We start from the raw sequence: 15,999 nt of genomic DNA, 5'->3' as shown, positions 1-15,999 counted from the left end.
GCAGGCCCGGAGGACGTCGTGAGCGACACACTGACCTTGATCGAGAACCGACCGCCCTCCGTGGCGAACCTCTTCATCGACCGCGTGGCGGCCACCCCCGACGGGGAGGCGTACCGCTACCCCGTCCCCTCGGCCACCGGGCAGGGCCCCGACGAGTGGAAGTCGCTGAGCTGGGCGCAGGCCGCCGAGCGGGTCTACGCCGTCGCCGCCGGGCTCATCGCCCTGGGCGTACGGCCCGAGGAGCGGGTCGCGCTCGCCTCCTCCACCCGGGTGGAGTGGATCCTCGCCGACCTCGGCGTGATGTGCGCCGGCGCCGCGACCACCACGGTCTACCCGTCGACCAACGCCGAGGAGTCGGCGTTCATCCTCGCCGACTCCGACAGCCGGGTGCTGATCGCCGAGGACGCCGGCCAGCTCGCCAAGGCCCGTGAGCGCCGCGCCGAGCTGCCCGGTCTCGCCCATGTCGTCGTCATCGACCCGGAGGGCGCCGAAGCCGCCGAGGACGACCCCGAGGGCTGGCTGCTCACCCTCGCCGAGCTGGAGGCCCGCGGCACCGCGTACCTGGCGGAGCACCCCGAGGCGATCAAGGAGCGGGTCGCCGCCATCACCCCGGAGCAGCTCGCCACCCTGATCTACACCTCGGGCACCACCGGCCGTCCCAAGGGCGTGCGGCTGCCGCACGACAACTGGTCGTACATGGCCAAGGCGACCGTCTCCACCGGCCTCATCACCTCCGAGGACGTCCAGTACCTCTGGCTGCCGCTCGCGCACGTCTTCGGCAAGGTCCTCACCTCCGGCCAGATCGAGGTCGGCCACGTCACCGCCGTCGACGGCCGGGTCGACAAGATCATCGAGAACCTGCCGGTCGTCCAGCCGACGTACATGGCGGCCGTGCCCCGCATCTTCGAGAAGGTCTACAACGGTGTCGCCGCCAAGGCGCGGGCCGGGGGCGGGGCCAAGTACAAGATCTTCCAGTGGGCGGCCGGGGTCGCCCGGGAGCACGCCAAGGTCTCGCAGGACAACTTCCGGCGCACCGGCACCGCCTCCGTCCCGTTCGCGCTCGGCGCCAAGCACAAGGTGGCCGACACCCTGGTCTTCGCGAAGATCCGGGAGGCGTTCGGCGGCCGGCTGCGGGCCTGCGTCTCCGGCTCCGCCGCGCTCGCCCCGGACATCGGCCTCTTCTTCGCCGGCGCCGGGATCCACATCCTGGAGGGGTACGGACTCACCGAGTCCAGCGCCGCCTCCTTCGTCAACCCGGGCGAGGCGTACCGCACCGGCACCGTCGGCAAGCCGCTCCCCGGCACCGAGGTACGGATCGCCGACGACGGCGAGATCCTGCTGCGCGGCCCCGGGATCATGGAGGGCTACCACGGGCAGCCGGAGAAGACCGCCGAGGTCCTGGAGTCGGACGGCTGGTTCCACACCGGCGACATCGGTGAGCTGTCCGTGGACGGCTACCTGCGGATCACCGACCGCAAGAAGGACCTCATCAAGACCTCCGGCGGCAAGTACATCGCTCCGGCGGAGGTCGAGGGGCAGTTCAAGGCGGTCTGCCCGTTCGTCTCCAACATCCTGGTGCACGGCGCCGACCGCAATTTCTGCACCGCGCTGATCGCCCTCGACGAGCCGACCCTCCTCGGCTGGGCCGCCGAGAACGGCCTGGGCGGCAAGTCGTACGCCGACGTGGTCGCCGCCCCGCAGACCGTCGCCCTCGTCGAGGGGTACGTGAAGCGGCTCAACGAGGGCCTCCAGCGCTGGCAGACCATCAAGAAGTTCCGGCTGCTCCCGCGCGACCTCGACATCGAGCACGGCGAGCTGACCCCCAGCCTCAAGCTGAAGCGGCCGGTCGTCGAGCGCGCGTACAAGGACCTGATCGACGACATGTACGCGGGAACCCGCGAGGCGTAGGCACGCGCTGACCCACCACGCCCCACCGGCGCGGTCGCGAGTACGGATCTTGCGGCCGCGCCCGTTCCGTCCCGCTCATTTTCTCCGCCCACTTCGGCAACTCGCTGCTTATGGGCATGGTCCATCTGTCACGCTGTCGGTGTCGCCCGCGCAGACGAGAACCGACAGACGGCAACGAGAACAGACAGAGCGAGACAGGTCAGGAGCTGCACCGTGGGGTCCATTCCCTTGCAGCGGGACATCGTTCAGCGTCCCGGAAATCCCGCAGACCGCGCGGACACGCGGCCGACCGCCCACACGTCCCTGCCCGGCAACCTCCTCGCCCCCTCCGCCGCCCGCCGGTTCGTCCGGGCCGCGCTGGAGGAGTGGGCCGGGCTCGGGCTCCCGGCGGCCGTGGGCTTCAGCGGGCGCCTGGCGGAGGACGCGGAGGTCGTCGTCAGCGAGCTGGTGACCAACGCGGTCGTGCACGCCGGGACCACCGTGGAGCTGGTCGTCCGGCTGGAGGAGGCCGACGACGACGAGGCCGCGGCCCTGTCGCTGGAGGTCTCCGACCACCACCCCGCCCGCGCGGTGCGCAGCGACCGCCCCGAGTCCGGAAGCGCGGCCGACGCGGCGGAGGGCACCCGCGCCGTCGGCCCCGACGAGCCCGCCGAGTACGGCCGGGGCCTCCAGCTCGTCGGCACCCTCGCCGAACGCTGGGGGATCACCTACCGCACCGGCCTCAAGACCGTCTGGGCCCGGCTCCCGGTGGACGACTGGAACCCCTTCCCGCAGGCGCCCGCCGATCCCGTCCTTCCGCACGGGCTGCGCGAGGCCGAACTCCTCGCCCCCTCCGCCCGGCGCGCGCTGCGCGACGACGCGGACTGGGCCGGCCGGGGCGCGCTCTCCTTCCTCGCCGAGGCGTCGGACCTGCTGGCCGGTCAGCTCGACGAGGACATCGTTGCCGCGCTCTCCGGACAATTACTGGTACCCCGCCTCGCGGACTGGTGCGCGATCTGGCTGGAGCCGGAGAACGGCGGCCCCTCGGCGGTTCCCCGGCTCGCCAGCGTCTGGCACCGGGACGAGACCGAGACCGGCGGGCTCCGCGCCCTGCTGGAGCAGGGCCCGATACGGCTGCCCGAGCGGGTCGGCACCGGCCCCGTCTCCATGCCCTGGCCCGGCGGCGAGGAGCCCTGGCCCGGCGGTACGGAGGAGACCGGGAAGGACGAGGAGGGAGACGGCCCCGCCGTCTCCGCCCTCGCCTACCGGATCACCTCCGGCGGCCGGACCCTGGGCGCGGTGCTCCTCGGCCGGGAAGGGCTCGCCCGCGTCCCCGACGAGGTGACCGCGCTCATCGAGGACTTCGTACGCCGGGTCGGCCTCGCCGTCGGAGCCGCCCGCGAGTACAGCCGGCAGGCCACCATCAGCCGCATCCTCCAGCGGGCCCTGCTGCCCGGGAAGGTCGCCGACATACCCGGCGTCGCCAGCTCGCTGGTGTACGAGCCCAGCGACGACGGGGTGGTCGGCGGTGATTTCTACGACATCTTCCCCTGCCCCGGCGACCGCTGGTGCTTCGTCCTCGGCGACGTCCAGGGCAGCGGCCCCGAGGCCGCCGTCGTCACCGGCCTCGCCCGGCCCTGGCTGCGGCTGCTGGCCCGGGAGGGCTTCGGCGTCGGCGAGGTCCTGGACCGGCTCAACCGGCTCCTCCTCGACGACGCCATGGAGGCCGCCGAGGCCGCCGCGCTGATGGTGGCCGCCGCCGGCGGCCAGCAGACCCCGGACACCGGCCAGTCCCGCTTCCTGTCCCTGCTGTACGGCGAACTCGTCCCGCTGCCCGGCGGCGGCGCCCGCTGCACGCTGGCCAGCGCCGGCCATCCGCTGCCGCTGCATCTGCGGCCCGACGGCGAGGTGCGCCCGGCCGCCGAACCGCAGATGCTGCTCGGGATCTTCGACGACGTCGCGTACGAGAGCCAGAGCTTCGAGCTGGCGCCCGGCGACAGCCTGCTCTGCGTCACCGACGGGGTCACCGAGCGGCGCTCCGGTACGCGGATGTTCGACGACGGGGACGGGCTGGCCCGGGCGCTGGCCGGATGCGCCGGACTGCCGGCGGACGGCATCGCGGACCGGATCAAACGGGCGGTGCACGAATTCGCCGAGCGGCCGCCCGACGACGACCTGGCCCTGCTGGTCCTCCAGGCAGGCTGATCCCGTACCGGGAAGAGGGGAGCGGACCGCGCGTGGCCGGGAACGCCCCGGCGGCGCGCGACAATGGGCGGTATGCCTTCCGTACTGCCCGATGGTGAACCCGTGCCCGACGACGGGGCGCTGCCCCGCCATGCCCTGGAAGGCGCCGCCGACCGGCCGCTCGGCTTCTACCTGCACGTGCCCTACTGCGCGACCCGCTGCGGCTACTGCGACTTCAACACCTACACCGCGACCGAGCTGCGCGGCTCCGGCGGCGCCCTGGCCTCCCGGGACAACTACGCCGCCCATCTGATCGGCGAGGTCCGCCAGGCCCGGAAGGTCCTCGGCGACGACCCGCGCCCGGTCCGCACGGTCTTCGTCGGCGGCGGCACCCCGACGCTGCTCGCCGCCGCCGACCTGGTCCGGATGCTGGCGGCGATCCGCGAGGAGTTCGGGCTCGCGGACGGTGCCGAGATCACCACCGAGGCCAACCCCGAATCGGTCGGCCCGGCCTACCTCGCCGAACTGCGCGAGGGCGGCTTCAACCGGATCTCCTTCGGGATGCAGAGCGCCCGGCAGCACGTCCTGAAGATCCTGGACCGCACGCACACCCCCGGGCGCCCCGAGGCCTGCGTCGCCGAGGCCCGGCAGGCGGGCTTCGAGCACATCAACCTCGACCTGATCTACGGCACCCCCGGCGAGTCCGACGACGACTGGCGGGCCTCGCTGGACGCGGCGATCGGCGCCGGACCCGACCATGTGTCGGCGTACGCCCTGATCGTCGAGGAGGGCACCCAGCTGGCCCGCCGCATCCGGCGCGGCGAGGTCCCGATGACCGACGACGACGTCCACGCCGACCGCTACCTGATCGCCGAGGAGGCGATGGCCGCGGCGGGCTACTCCTGGTACGAGGTGTCGAACTGGTCCCGCACCCCCGAGGGCCGGTGCCTGCACAACGAGCTGTACTGGCGCGGCGCCGACTGGTGGGGCGCCGGCCCCGGGGCGCACAGCCACGTCGGCGGGGTCCGCTGGTGGAACGTGAAGCACCCCGGCGCCTACGCCCAGGCCCTCGCCGAGGGGCGCTCGCCCGGCGCCGGCCGGGAGATCCTCTCCGCCGAGGACCGGCGCGTCGAGCGCATCCTGCTGGAACTCCGGCTCTCCGACGGCTGCCCGCTGTCGCTGCTGGCCCCGGCCGGTCTCGCCGCCGCCCGCCGCGCCCTGGCCGACGGCCTCCTGGAGCCCGCCCCGTACGAGGACGGACGGGCGGTGCTCACCCTGCGCGGGCGGCTCCTGGCGGACGCGGTGGTGCGGGACCTGGTTGACTGAGGGCCCCGGGGAAGGCTACTGCGGCGGCGCCGTGACGAAGTCGATCAGGTGCTCCACCGAGCCCAGCAGCGACGGCTCCAGATCCCGGTAGGAGCGGACCGAGGAGAGGATGCGCTGCCAGGCCGCGCCGGTGTTCTCCGGCCAGCCCAGCGCCCGGCACACCCCAGTCTTCCAGTCCTGCCCGCGCGGCACCGCCGGCCACGCCGGGATGCCCACCGAGGACGGCTTCACCGCCTCCCACACGTCGATGTACGGGTGCCCCACCACCAGCACGTCCGCCTCCGTCACCCGCTCGGCGATCCGGGACTCCTTGGAGCCGGGCACCAGGTGGTCGACCAGCACGCCCAGCCGGGCGTCCGGGCCGGGGGAGAAGGCGCGCACGATGCCCGGCAGGTCGTCGATGCCCTCCAGGTACTCCACGACCACGCCCTCGATCCGGAGGTCGTCGCCCCAGACCCGCTCCACCAGCTCCGCGTCGTGCCGCCCCTCCACGTAGATCCGCCCGGCCCGCGCGACCCGGGCCCGCGCCCCGGGGACCGCGACCGACCCCGAGGCCGTACGGGACGGGCGCGCCGGGGCGGCGGCCGCCGGGCGGACGAGGGTGACCACCCTGCCCTCCAGCAGGAAGCCGCGCGGCTCCATCGGGAACACCCGGTGCTTGCCGAAGCGGTCCTCCAGGGTCACCGTCGGACCCTGGGCCGTCTTCTCGCACCGGATCACCGCACCGCAGAATCCGGTGGACACCTCCTCCACCACCAGATCGGGCTCGGCGGGGATCTCGGGAACGGGGGCGGACCTCTTCCACGGCGGGGTCAGGTCCGGCTGGTAGCTGCGCATCGCACGACGATAGGACGACCGGACCCCGGGGGTCACGACACGCCGAAACGTCCGGCCAGTCGCCCGCGCTGCTCCCGTACGAACCCCGCGTCCACCACCGCCCCGTGCCCCGGCACGTACACCGCGTCCTCGCCGCCCAGCGCAAGCAGCCGGTCCAGCGCGCCCGGCCAGCGGGCCGGATGCGCGTCCTCGCCGGCCTGGGGCTCGCCGGACTCCTCGACCAGGTCGCCGCAGAGCACGACGGCGGGCGATCCGGGGGAGCCGGGGACGACCGCCACCAGGTCGTGGCCGCTGTGCGCGGGGCCCAGCTCGGCCAGCACCACCTCGCGCCCGCCGCCCAGGCCGACCGTCCACTCCCCGCGCACCGGGTGCCCCGGCACCACCAGCGCGTCGACGGCCTCCGCCGCGTCGCGCTCCGCGACCCCGTGGCGCACCGCCGAGGCGCGCAGCTCCGCCGCGCCGTCCTTCCGCAGGAACTCCGCCAGCCCGGCCGCCCCGTACACCTGGACGCCGGAGAACGCGGCGGTGCCCAGCACGTGGTCGAAGTGCGGATGGCTGAGTGCGACATGTGTCACCCTCCGGCCCAGCAGCGCCTCGGCCTGGGACCGCACCTCGGCCCCCTCGCGGAGCGTCGAGCCGGTGTCGAAGAGCAGCGCGCCGTCCGCCCCGACGACCAGCGCGACCGTCGCATCCCATCCGGGAAGGCGCCGCCGGCCCACTCCGTGGCCGATCCGTTCCCACCCGAACTCTTCCCAAGAAGCGTCCATACCGCGACGCTATCGGCAAAACACCCGCGGGGTCCCGTGACGGGCTGGCCGGTCGCCCTTGCTAGGCCCCCACTCGGCCGCCGTACACTGGCGGGGGATTGCTGGCACTCGGGGTGACAGAGTGCCAGGCGAAATCCTGGACAGGGACACTGGACAGGGACACGGGAACGGCCCGGGAACCACCGAGGAAACACAGCTGGAGGTGTGCGCGATGCTCAGTGAACGCAGACTCGAAGTGCTCCGCGCCATCGTCCAGGACTATGTCGGCACGGAGGAGCCCGTCGGCTCCAAGGCGCTCACCGAGCGGCACAAGCTGGGGGTCTCCCCGGCGACCGTCCGCAACGACATGGCCGTGCTGGAGGACGAGGGGTTCATCGCCCAGCCCCACACCAGCGCCGGACGCATTCCGACGGACAAGGGCTACCGGCTCTTCGTCGACCGGCTCGCGGGGGTCAAGCCCCTCTCGTCGCCGGAGCGCCGCGCGATCCACAACTTCCTCGACGGAGCGGTCGACCTCGACGACGTCGTGGGCCGCACCGTACGGCTGCTCGCGCAGCTGACCCGGCAGGTCGCCATCGTGCAGTACCCCTCGCTGACCCGGTCGACGGTGCGGCACGTGGAACTGCTCTCGCTGGCGCCCGCCCGGCTGATGCTCGTGCTCATCACGGACACCGGCCGGGTCGAACAGCGCATGATCGACTGCCCCGCCCCGTTCGGCGAGACCTCTCTCGCCGACCTGCGGGCCCGGCTCAACAGCCGGGTGGTGGGGCGCCGTTTCACGGACGTCCCGCAACTGGTGCAGGATCTGCCGGAATCCTTCGAGAGCGAGGACCGGGGCACCGTCTCCACCGTGCTCTCCATCCTGCTCGAAACCCTCGTCGAGGAGACGGAGGAGCGGCTGATGATCGGCGGCACCTCCAACCTCACGCGCTTCGGGCACGACTTCCCCGTGATGATCCGGCCGGTGCTGGAGGCTCTGGAGGAGCAGGTCGTGCTGCTGAAGCTGCTCGGCGAGGCCAAGGACTCGGGCATGACCGTACGCATCGGGCACGAGAACGCCCACGAGGGGCTCAACTCCACGTCCGTCGTCGCGGTCGGCTACGGTTCGGGCGACGAGGCAGTCGCCAAACTCGGCGTGGTCGGACCGACCCGCATGGACTACCCCGGAACGATGGGAGCGGTACGCGCAGTGGCACGTTACGTCGGACAGATCCTGGCGGAGTCGTAAGTGGCCACGGACTACTACGCCGTACTCGGCGTACGCCGCGACGCGTCCCAGGACGAGATCAAGAAGGCATTCCGTCGGCTCGCCCGCGAGCTGCACCCGGATGTCAACCCCGATCCGAAGACCCAGGAGCGGTTCAAGGAGATCAACGCCGCCTACGAGGTGCTGTCGGACCCGCAGAAGAAGCAGGTCTACGACCTCGGCGGCGACCCGCTGTCCTCCTCCGGCGGCGCCGGCGCGGGCGGCTTCGGACAGGGCGGCTTCGGCAACTTCTCCGACATCATGGACGCGTTCTTCGGTACGTCGCAGCAGCGCGGGCCCCGGTCGCGCACCCGGCGCGGCCAGGACGCGATGATCCGGCTGGAGATCGACCTCGCCGAGGCCGCGTTCGGAACGACCAAGGACATCCAGGTCGACACGGCCGTCGTCTGCACCACGTGCAGCGGCGAGGGTGCCGCGCCCGGTACCTCCGCCCAGACCTGTGACATGTGTCGCGGCCGCGGCGAGGTCTCGCAGGTCACCCGGTCCTTCCTGGGCCAGGTCATGACCTCGCGGCCCTGCCCGCAGTGCCAGGGGTTCGGCACGGTCGTGCCGACGCCGTGCCCGGAGTGCGCCGGTGACGGCCGCATCCGCTCGCGGCGCACGCTCACGGTGAAGATCCCCGCCGGTGTCGACAACGGCACCCGCATCCAGCTCGCGGGCGAGGGCGAGGTCGGCCCCGGCGGCGGCCCGGCCGGCGATCTGTACGTGGAGATCCACGAGCTGTCGCACGCGGTGTTCCAGCGTCGCGGCGACGACCTGCACTGCACGGTCACCATCCCGATGACGGCGGGCGCGCTCGGCACCAAGGTGCCGCTGGAGACGCTCGACGGGCTGGAGGAGGTCGACATCCGGCCCGGCACCCAGTCCGGCCAGTCCGTCCCGCTGCACGGCCGCGGTGTCACGCATCTGCGGGGCGGCGGGCGCGGCGACCTGATCGTGCACGTCGAGGTGATGACCCCGACGAAGCTGGACCCGGAGCAGGAACGACTGCTGCGGGACCTGGCGAAGATGCGGGGCGAGGAGCGGCCCACCGGCCAGTTCCAGCCCGGTCAGCAGGGGCTGTTCTCCCGGCTGAAGGACGCCTTCAACGGCCGCTGACCCGCGGTGTCCGGACGCCGGGCGGGCCCCCTCGACGGGGCCCGCCCGGCGTCCGCGCGTACCCGGGTCGCGGCCGGTGCGTCCCGGCGGGTCCGGTCCGGCCCGGACGTGACACGATGCGGTCATGTCATCCGCATTGACCGATCTCTGCCGGTATCCGATCGTGCAGGCCCCGATGGCGGGCGGCGCCTCCGGCCCCCCGCTCGTCGCGGCCGTCTCCGGGTCGGGCGGTCTCGGCTTCCTCGCCGCCGGCTACAAGACGGCGGACGGGATGTACCAGGAGATCAAACAGGTCCGCGGGCTGACCGCCCGGCCCTTCGGCGTCAACCTCTTCCTGCCGCAGCCCGGGCTCGCCGACCCGAGCGCCGTCGAGGTCTACCGCCACCAGCTCGCGGGCGAGGCCGCCTGGTACGAGACCCCGCTCGGTGACCTGGACGTCGACGGGGACGACGGCTACGAGGCCAAGCTGGCCATCCTGCTGGACGACCCGGTTCCGGTCGTCTCGTTCACCTTCGGCTGCCCCACCCGGGACACCCTGGACGCCCTCGCCGACGTCGGCACGTACACCGTCGTGACGGTCACCACGCCCGAGGAGGCCCAGGCCGCCCAGTGGGCCGGGGCCGACGCGGTCTGCGCCCAGGGCGTCGAGGCGGGCGGCCACCAGTCCACCCACCGCGACGACCCGCAGGCCGACGGCTCCGGGATCGGGCTGCTCTCGCTGGTGTCCCAGGTCCGCGAGACCGTGCAGATCCCGGTTCTCGCCGCCGGCGGGCTGATGCGCGGTGCGCAGATCGCCGCGGTCCTCGCCGCGGGCGCCGACGCGGCCCAGCTCGGCACGGCCTTCCTCGTCTGCCCCGAGTCCGGGGCGAGCCCGCTGCACAAGCAGGCGCTGACCAACCCGCTGTTCGTCCGGACCGCCCTGACCCGGGCGTTCTCCGGTCGCCCGGCCCGGGGCCTGGTCAACCGCTTCATGCGCGAGCACGGCCCGTACGCCCCCGCCGCCTACCCGCAGGTCCACCACCTGACCGCCGGGCTGCGCCGGGCGGCGGCGAAGGCCGGGGACGCGCAGGGCATGGCGCTGTGGGCCGGGCAGGGCCACCGGATGGCCCGCGAGCTGCCGGCCGGCCGGCTGGTCGGACTGCTCGCCGAGGAACTGGACGCCGCGCGTACGGCACTGAGCACCGGAGGCACCAAGTGACCGCACCCGTCTTCGTCGTCGAACAGGTCCCCGAGGGGCCCGGGTTCGTCCTGGAGGGCCCCGAGGGCCGGCACGCCGTGTCGGTGAAGCGGCTGCACGCGGGCGAGGCCGTCGTGCTCACCGACGGGCGGGGCCGCTGGACGGAGGGCGTCGTGGCCGCCGCCGAGGGCAAGGACCGCCTCGTCCTCGCCGAACTGGCTCCGGTCCGGGAGGAGGCGGCGCCCGCCCCGCGCATCACCGTCGTCCAGGCCCTGCCCAAGGGTGACCGGGGCGAGGTCGCCGTGGAGACCATGACGGAGACCGGCGTCGACGTGATCGTGCCCTGGCAGGCGGCCCGCTGCATCACCCAGTGGAAGGGCGACCGCGGCCTCAAGTCCCTGTCGAAATGGCGCGGTACGGCCCGGGAGGCGGGCAAGCAGTCCCGCCGGGTGCGCTTCCCCGAGGTGACCGACGCGATGACGACCAAGCAGGTCGCGGCGTTGCTGGCCGGGGCGGACTTCGCGGCCGTGCTGCACGAGGACCGGGACCACGACAGCGAACCGCTGGCCACCGTCGAACTCCCCGAGCGGGGCGGGATCGTGCTGGTCGTCGGGCCCGAGGGCGGGGTGTCGCCGCAGGAACTCGCGGTCTTCGCCGAGGCGGGCGCCCGGACCTGCCGGCTCGGTGCGAGCGTGCTGCGCACCTCCACCGCGGGCACGGCGGCGACGGCCCTGCTCCTGGGGCGCACCGGCCGCTGGTCCTAGGGGTGTTTCGAAAGTAGCGCCGCGCGATCCCCGGTTGTGCGCCCGGCGCCATTTGCGGCGCGCCCGCATGCCGTCTACCGTCCGGCGGGCGATCGGTGGGAAGCTGCCCGTATGGGGACAACAAGGGCATGGATTCAGGGGCGAGGCCGACGTGTTCCGGCCGCGTCCGCACTCGTGGTCGCGGCCGTCCTGGGCGTCGCCGCCTGCGAACCCACGGGTGGGCTGAACTCCGCCTCCATCGCCGTGACCACCGACCGGGTCGGCACCGGCGCACTGGAGAGCAACGGGGTGAACGTGCGGTGGCTGAGCTGCTCCGCCGGGGTCGACGGCGCCCGCGCCTGGGGCGCCTCGCCCGCCGCGTCCGTACCCCGCAGCGCGAACGTCGACTGCACGGGCCGGACCGGCAGCGGTGAGGCGATCACGCTCAGCGGCAAGGTGACCCAGGAGCTCGGCGGCCGGTGCGTACGGGGCGATCTGACCGCCAGGACGGGCGGGCGGTCCGTCTTCCGGGCCGATGTGCTCGGCGACTGCAACGCCCCGCCGCAGACCTCCGTGATCACCCCGGCCCCGCCCGCCGCGGGCGGGAACGGCTTCCGGCCCACCGTCACGGTCACCGTCACGGTGACCGAGACCACCCGGGGAAAGTGAGTGCGAACCGGAGCCCGGCCCACCCGTCGGACTCCGGCCAACCCGGTTACGGGCGGCACAGCGGCGTCCTAGGGTGAGCGGTGTGACGCAGCTTTCCTACCTCCGGTATCCCCATCTCCACGGCGACACGGTCGCCTTCACCGCCGAGGACGACGTCTGGCTGGCTCCGCTGGACGGGGGCCGGGCCTGGCGCGTCAGCGCCGACAACCGGCCGGTCGGCCCGCCGCGGATATCGCCGGACGGGACCCGGGTCGCCTGGACGACCACCCGGGACGGGGCGCCGGAGGTCCACCTCGCGCCGGCCGACGGCGGCCCCGCCACCCGGCTCACGTACTGGGGCGACAGCCGGACCGAGGTCCACGGCTGGACGCCCGGTGGCGAGGTGCTCGTCGTCAGCGCCCAGGGGCAGCCGTCGTTCCGCCGCACCCGGGCGCACGCCGTTCCGGTCGACGGCGGCCCGGCGCGGGTCCTCCCGTACGGACAGCTCGGCTCGCTCGCGTACGGGCCCGGCGGCCGGGCCCTGCTGCTCTCCGCCACCATGGGGCGCGAGGCCGCCTGGTGGAAGCGCTACCGGGGCGGCGCCGCGGGCAAGTTGTGGATCGAGGGGGAGACCCCGGGCGACGGCCCGGCGCGGTTCGTCCGGCTCCACGAGGAGCTCGACGGGAACATCGAATGCCCCATGTGGGTCGGCGACCGGGTCGCCTTCCTCTCCGACCACGAGGGCACCGGCGCCGTCTACTCCTCCCTCCCCGACGGATCCGGGCTGCGCCGCCACACCGGCCTCGACGGCTTCTACGCCCGCCACGCGAGCACCGACGGCACCCGTGTCGTCTACGCCTCGGGCGGTGAACTCCGGGTCCTGGACGATCTGACGGGCAGCGAGCCCCGCCGCCCGGACATCCGGCTCGGCGGCCAGCGCACCGACCTCCAGCCGTTCCCCGTGCACGCCGGGAGCCACGTCGAGTCCGTCTCCCCGGACCGCACCGGGCGCGGCAGCGCCGTCGTGACGCGCGGCGCCGTCCACTGGGTCACCCACCGGAGCGGCCCGGCCCGCGCGCTCGCCGCCGAACCCGGCGTACGCGCCCGGCTGGCCCGTACCTTCCAGGCCGAGGGCGACCCGCACGTCGTCTGGGTCACCGACGCCGAGGGCGAGGACGCGCTGGAGTGCGCCCCCGCCACCGGCGCCGCCCCGGGCACCGCGCCGCACCGGCTCGCCGCCGGCCGGCTCGGCCGGGTCCACGAACTGGCCGCCGCCCCCGACGGCAGCCGGTTCGCCGTCGCCACCCACGACAGGCGCGTCCTGGTCGTCGAACGGGAGAGCGGCGAGGTCCACGAGGTGGACCGCAGCGAACACGGCGACGCCTCCGGACTCGTCTTCTCGCCCGACTCCGCCTGGCTCGCCTGGTCCCACCCCGGCCCCCGCCCGCTCAGCCAGCTCAGACTCGCCCACCTCACCGACCTGTCGGTCGCCGAGGCCACCCCGCTGCGCTTCCGGGACTTCTCGCCCGCGTTCACCGCCGACGGCAAGCACCTCGCCTTCCTCTCCGAGCGCTCCTTCGACCCGGTCTACGACAGCCACGTCTTCGACCTGACGTTCCCCGCCTCCTGCCGCCCGCACCTGCTGACGCTCGCCGCCACCACCCCCTCCCCGTTCGGACCGCAGCGCCACGGCCTGCCCGTCGAGAAGGAGAAGAGCGGCGGCGAGGGCGACCAGGACAACCCGACCGCGCTGCCCATCACCCGGATCGACCTCGACGGGCTCGCCGACCGGATCGTGCCGCTGCCCGTCGCGGCCGCCGGGTACTCCACGCTCCGCGCCGCGAAGGACGGCCTGCTCTGGCTGAGCCACCCGACGACCGGGGTCCTCGGCACCAGCGCCGCCACCCCCGACGCAGCCCGCCCCGAGACCACCCTGGAGCGGTACGACCTGGAGAAGCTGCGCTCCGAGGAGATCGCCTCGGACGTACGGGACTTCGAAGTCAGCGGGGACGGCAAGCGGCTCGTCCTGCACACCCGCGGCGCCCTCCGTGTCGTCCCGTCCGACAGCCATGTCGCGGCCGACGACGAGGACGGCGGCAGCGACGGCGGGATCACCGTCGACCTCTCCCGCGTCCGGCGGCTCCTCGACCCGGCCGCGGAATGGCGCCAGATGTACGCCGAGGCCGGCCGCCTCATGCGGGACAACTTCTGGCGCCCCGACCTGGGCGGCGTCGACTGGGACGGCGTCCTGGACCGCTACCGCCCGGTGCTGGCCCGGGTCGCCACCCACGACGACCTGGTGGACCTGCTGTGGGAGGTCCAGGGCGAGCTCGGCACCTCGCACGCCTACGTCCGCCCCTCCTCCGGCTGGTGCGACGAGTCGACCCGGCAGGGACTGCTCGGAGCCGACATCTCCCGCACGGAGGAAGGGAGTTGGCGCATCGACCGGATCCTCCCCTCGGAGACCTCGGATCCGGAGGCGCGCTCACCGCTCGCCGCGCCCGGCGTGGCGGTACGCGCCGGGGACACCCTCCTCGCCGTCGACGGCACCCCGGTCGACCCGGTGACCGGCCCCGCCCCGCTGCTCACCGGCTCGGCGGACCACCCGGTCGAACTGACCGTCGCCCCGGCGGACGGCGGGGACCCCCGCCATGTCGTCGTCGTACCGGTCGACGACGAGGAGGCGCTGCGCTACCACGACTGGGTCGCCGGCCGGCGGGCCCGGGTGCACGAGCTCTCCGGCGGCCGCCTCGGCTACCTCCACGTCCCCGACATGAGCGGCGCGGGCTGGGCGCAACTCCACCGCGACCTGCGGATCGAGATGGCCCGCGACGGGCTGGTGCTGGACGTCCGGGAGAACCGCGGCGGCCACACCTCCCAGCTCATCGTGGAGAAGCTGGCCCGCCGGGTGATCGGCTGGGACGTACCGCGCGGGGCGCGGCCGCACAGCTACCCGCTGGACGCGCCGCGCGGCCCGGTGGTCACCGTCGCCGACGAGTTCGCCGGATCGGACGGCGACATCGTGACCGCCGCGGTCAAGGCGCTCGGCATCGGCCCGGTCGTCGGCACCCGCACCTGGGGCGGAGTGATCGGCATCGACAGCCGCTACCGCCTCGTCGACGGAACCCTGGTCACCCAGCCCAAGTACGCGTTCTGGTTCGAGCGGTACGGCTGGGACGTGGAGAACCACGGGGTCGACCCCGACGTCGAGGTCGTCGTCACCCCGCAGGACCATGTGGCGGGCCGCGACCCGCAGCTCGACGAGGCGGTCCGGATCGCCCTCGAAGCGCTGACCCGCAACCCGGCCGTCCGGGCACCCGGGCTGCCCGCACTGCCCGGGGCATAGCCGCCGAGGTGGCGGGGCGAACCGCCCCGCTACCATGCCGTACAACGATCACCAGCTACCGAGGAGCCAGTCCCATGGCGGGAGAACCGCAGCCCGACTGCCTGTTCTGCAAGATCGTCTCGGGCGAGGTCCCGGCCACCATCGTCCGGGAGACCGAGACCACCGTCGCCTTCCGGGACATCAACCCGCAGGCCCCCGTCCACGTCCTCGTCATCCCGCGCCTCCACCACCCCGACGCCGCCTCGCTGGCCGCCGCCGAACCCGCGGTCGCCGCCGACGTGCTGCGCGAGGCCGGGCAGGTCGCCGCCGACGAGAAGATCGTGGACACCGGCTACCGGATCGTCCTCAACACCGGCGCCGGAGCGGGCCAGACCGTCTTCCACGCCCACGCCCACGTCCTCGGGGGCCGCGGCCTCCAGTGGCCCCCCGGCTAGGGGGTGTCTGACACATGCCTGCGGCGTCGCGGGGTCCGGCACATCCCCAAGCTCTCGGCTTCGCTCGAGCAGGGGACACCCCACTGCTCGCGGCGTTGCCGAACCGCCCACGTGGCTCCTTCCCCGAGCTCTCAACTCCGTTCGAGCAGAGGAGACCCCATCCGCGGACGCCCCGGCGCCTTGCGATCGCACGCACCGGATCCCGCTCCTTCACCCGCACTCATTTATCAGACACCCCCTGGGGCCCGTCGTCCGGATCGGGCCCCGCTCCCTGATCCGGCCTGA

General features: G+C 73.8%; 12 protein-coding genes. 10 read left to right on the top strand and 2 right to left on the bottom strand.

Translation table 11 applies throughout. The features are described from left to right. Window positions 1-18: 18 nt before the first annotated feature. The 3 genes from ACWC97_RS12495 to hemW all read left to right on the top strand — a co-directional run bounded on the left by ACWC97_RS12495 (window position 19) and on the right by hemW (window position 5,397). Window positions 19-1,908 (top strand): AMP-dependent synthetase/ligase, encoded by a 1,890-nt coding sequence (locus tag ACWC97_RS12495; protein WP_352275245.1) that lies wholly within the window; start codon window positions 19-21, stop codon window positions 1,906-1,908. Window positions 1,909-2,136: 228 nt separating this feature from the next. Further along, window positions 2,137-4,092, top strand: coding sequence for an ATP-binding SpoIIE family protein phosphatase (locus ACWC97_RS12490; RefSeq protein ID WP_352275457.1), 1,956 nt, complete (start codon window positions 2,137-2,139; stop codon window positions 4,090-4,092). Window positions 4,093-4,164: 72 nt separating this feature from the next. Beyond that, window positions 4,165-5,397: a radical SAM family heme chaperone HemW gene (hemW, locus tag ACWC97_RS12485; RefSeq protein WP_450649036.1), complete on the top strand. Its 1,233-nt coding sequence runs from the start codon at window positions 4,165-4,167 to the stop codon at window positions 5,395-5,397. Window positions 5,398-5,412: 15 nt separating this feature from the next. Here hemW and ACWC97_RS12480 read toward each other — a convergent pair whose 3' ends face one another. Together ACWC97_RS12480 and ACWC97_RS12475 are read right to left on the bottom strand one after the other, a co-directional pair. Continuing rightward, window positions 5,413-6,234, bottom strand: a complete 822-nt coding sequence (locus ACWC97_RS12480) for a DUF3097 domain-containing protein (protein ID WP_450649034.1) — start codon at window positions 6,232-6,234, stop codon at window positions 5,413-5,415. A gap of 32 nt (window positions 6,235-6,266) precedes the next feature. Next, entirely contained in the window at window positions 6,267-7,001 is a 735-nt protein-coding gene (locus tag ACWC97_RS12475) for an MBL fold metallo-hydrolase (RefSeq protein ID WP_352275240.1), read from the bottom strand. Window positions 7,002-7,212: 211 nt separating this feature from the next. Between ACWC97_RS12475 and hrcA the strand changes: the two genes are divergently transcribed. From hrcA to ACWC97_RS12440, 7 genes are all read left to right on the top strand, one after another. After that, window positions 7,213-8,229: a heat-inducible transcriptional repressor HrcA gene (gene hrcA, locus ACWC97_RS12470; protein ID WP_352275239.1), complete on the top strand. Its 1,017-nt coding sequence runs from the start codon at window positions 7,213-7,215 to the stop codon at window positions 8,227-8,229. Continuing rightward, window positions 8,230-9,366: a molecular chaperone DnaJ gene (gene dnaJ, locus ACWC97_RS12465; RefSeq protein ID WP_352275237.1), complete on the top strand. Its 1,137-nt coding sequence runs from the start codon at window positions 8,230-8,232 to the stop codon at window positions 9,364-9,366. A 124-nt stretch (window positions 9,367-9,490) separates the two neighbouring features. Continuing rightward, a complete protein-coding gene (locus tag ACWC97_RS12460; protein WP_450649031.1) occupies window positions 9,491-10,564 on the top strand; it encodes a nitronate monooxygenase in 1,074 nt (357 codons plus the stop codon). Beyond that, on the top strand, window positions 10,561-11,307 hold the full coding sequence (locus ACWC97_RS12455) for a 16S rRNA (uracil(1498)-N(3))-methyltransferase (RefSeq protein WP_352275233.1): 747 nt from the start codon (window positions 10,561-10,563) through the stop codon (window positions 11,305-11,307). Before ACWC97_RS12460 ends, ACWC97_RS12455 begins: the two co-directional genes overlap by 4 nt. A gap of 174 nt (window positions 11,308-11,481) precedes the next feature. Beyond that, window positions 11,482-11,955 carry a hypothetical protein gene (locus ACWC97_RS12450; RefSeq protein WP_352275232.1) on the top strand — a complete coding sequence of 158 codons (474 nt, stop codon included), beginning with the start codon at window positions 11,482-11,484 and terminating at the stop codon, window positions 11,953-11,955. Between the two features lie 82 nt (window positions 11,956-12,037). Further along, a complete protein-coding gene (locus ACWC97_RS12445) occupies window positions 12,038-15,280 on the top strand; it encodes a S41 family peptidase (RefSeq protein WP_450649028.1) in 3,243 nt (1,080 codons plus the stop codon). Window positions 15,281-15,354: 74 nt separating this feature from the next. Further along, on the top strand, window positions 15,355-15,714 hold the full coding sequence (locus ACWC97_RS12440; RefSeq protein ID WP_352275229.1) for a histidine triad nucleotide-binding protein: 360 nt from the start codon (window positions 15,355-15,357) through the stop codon (window positions 15,712-15,714). The last annotated feature ends 285 nt before the right edge of the window (window positions 15,715-15,999 follow it).

The sequence above is a fragment of the Streptomyces sp. NPDC001108 genome (assembly GCF_053598535.1).
The sequence above is the reverse complement of the archived record's forward strand: the minus strand, read 5'-3'. Positions and strand labels throughout refer to the sequence as shown.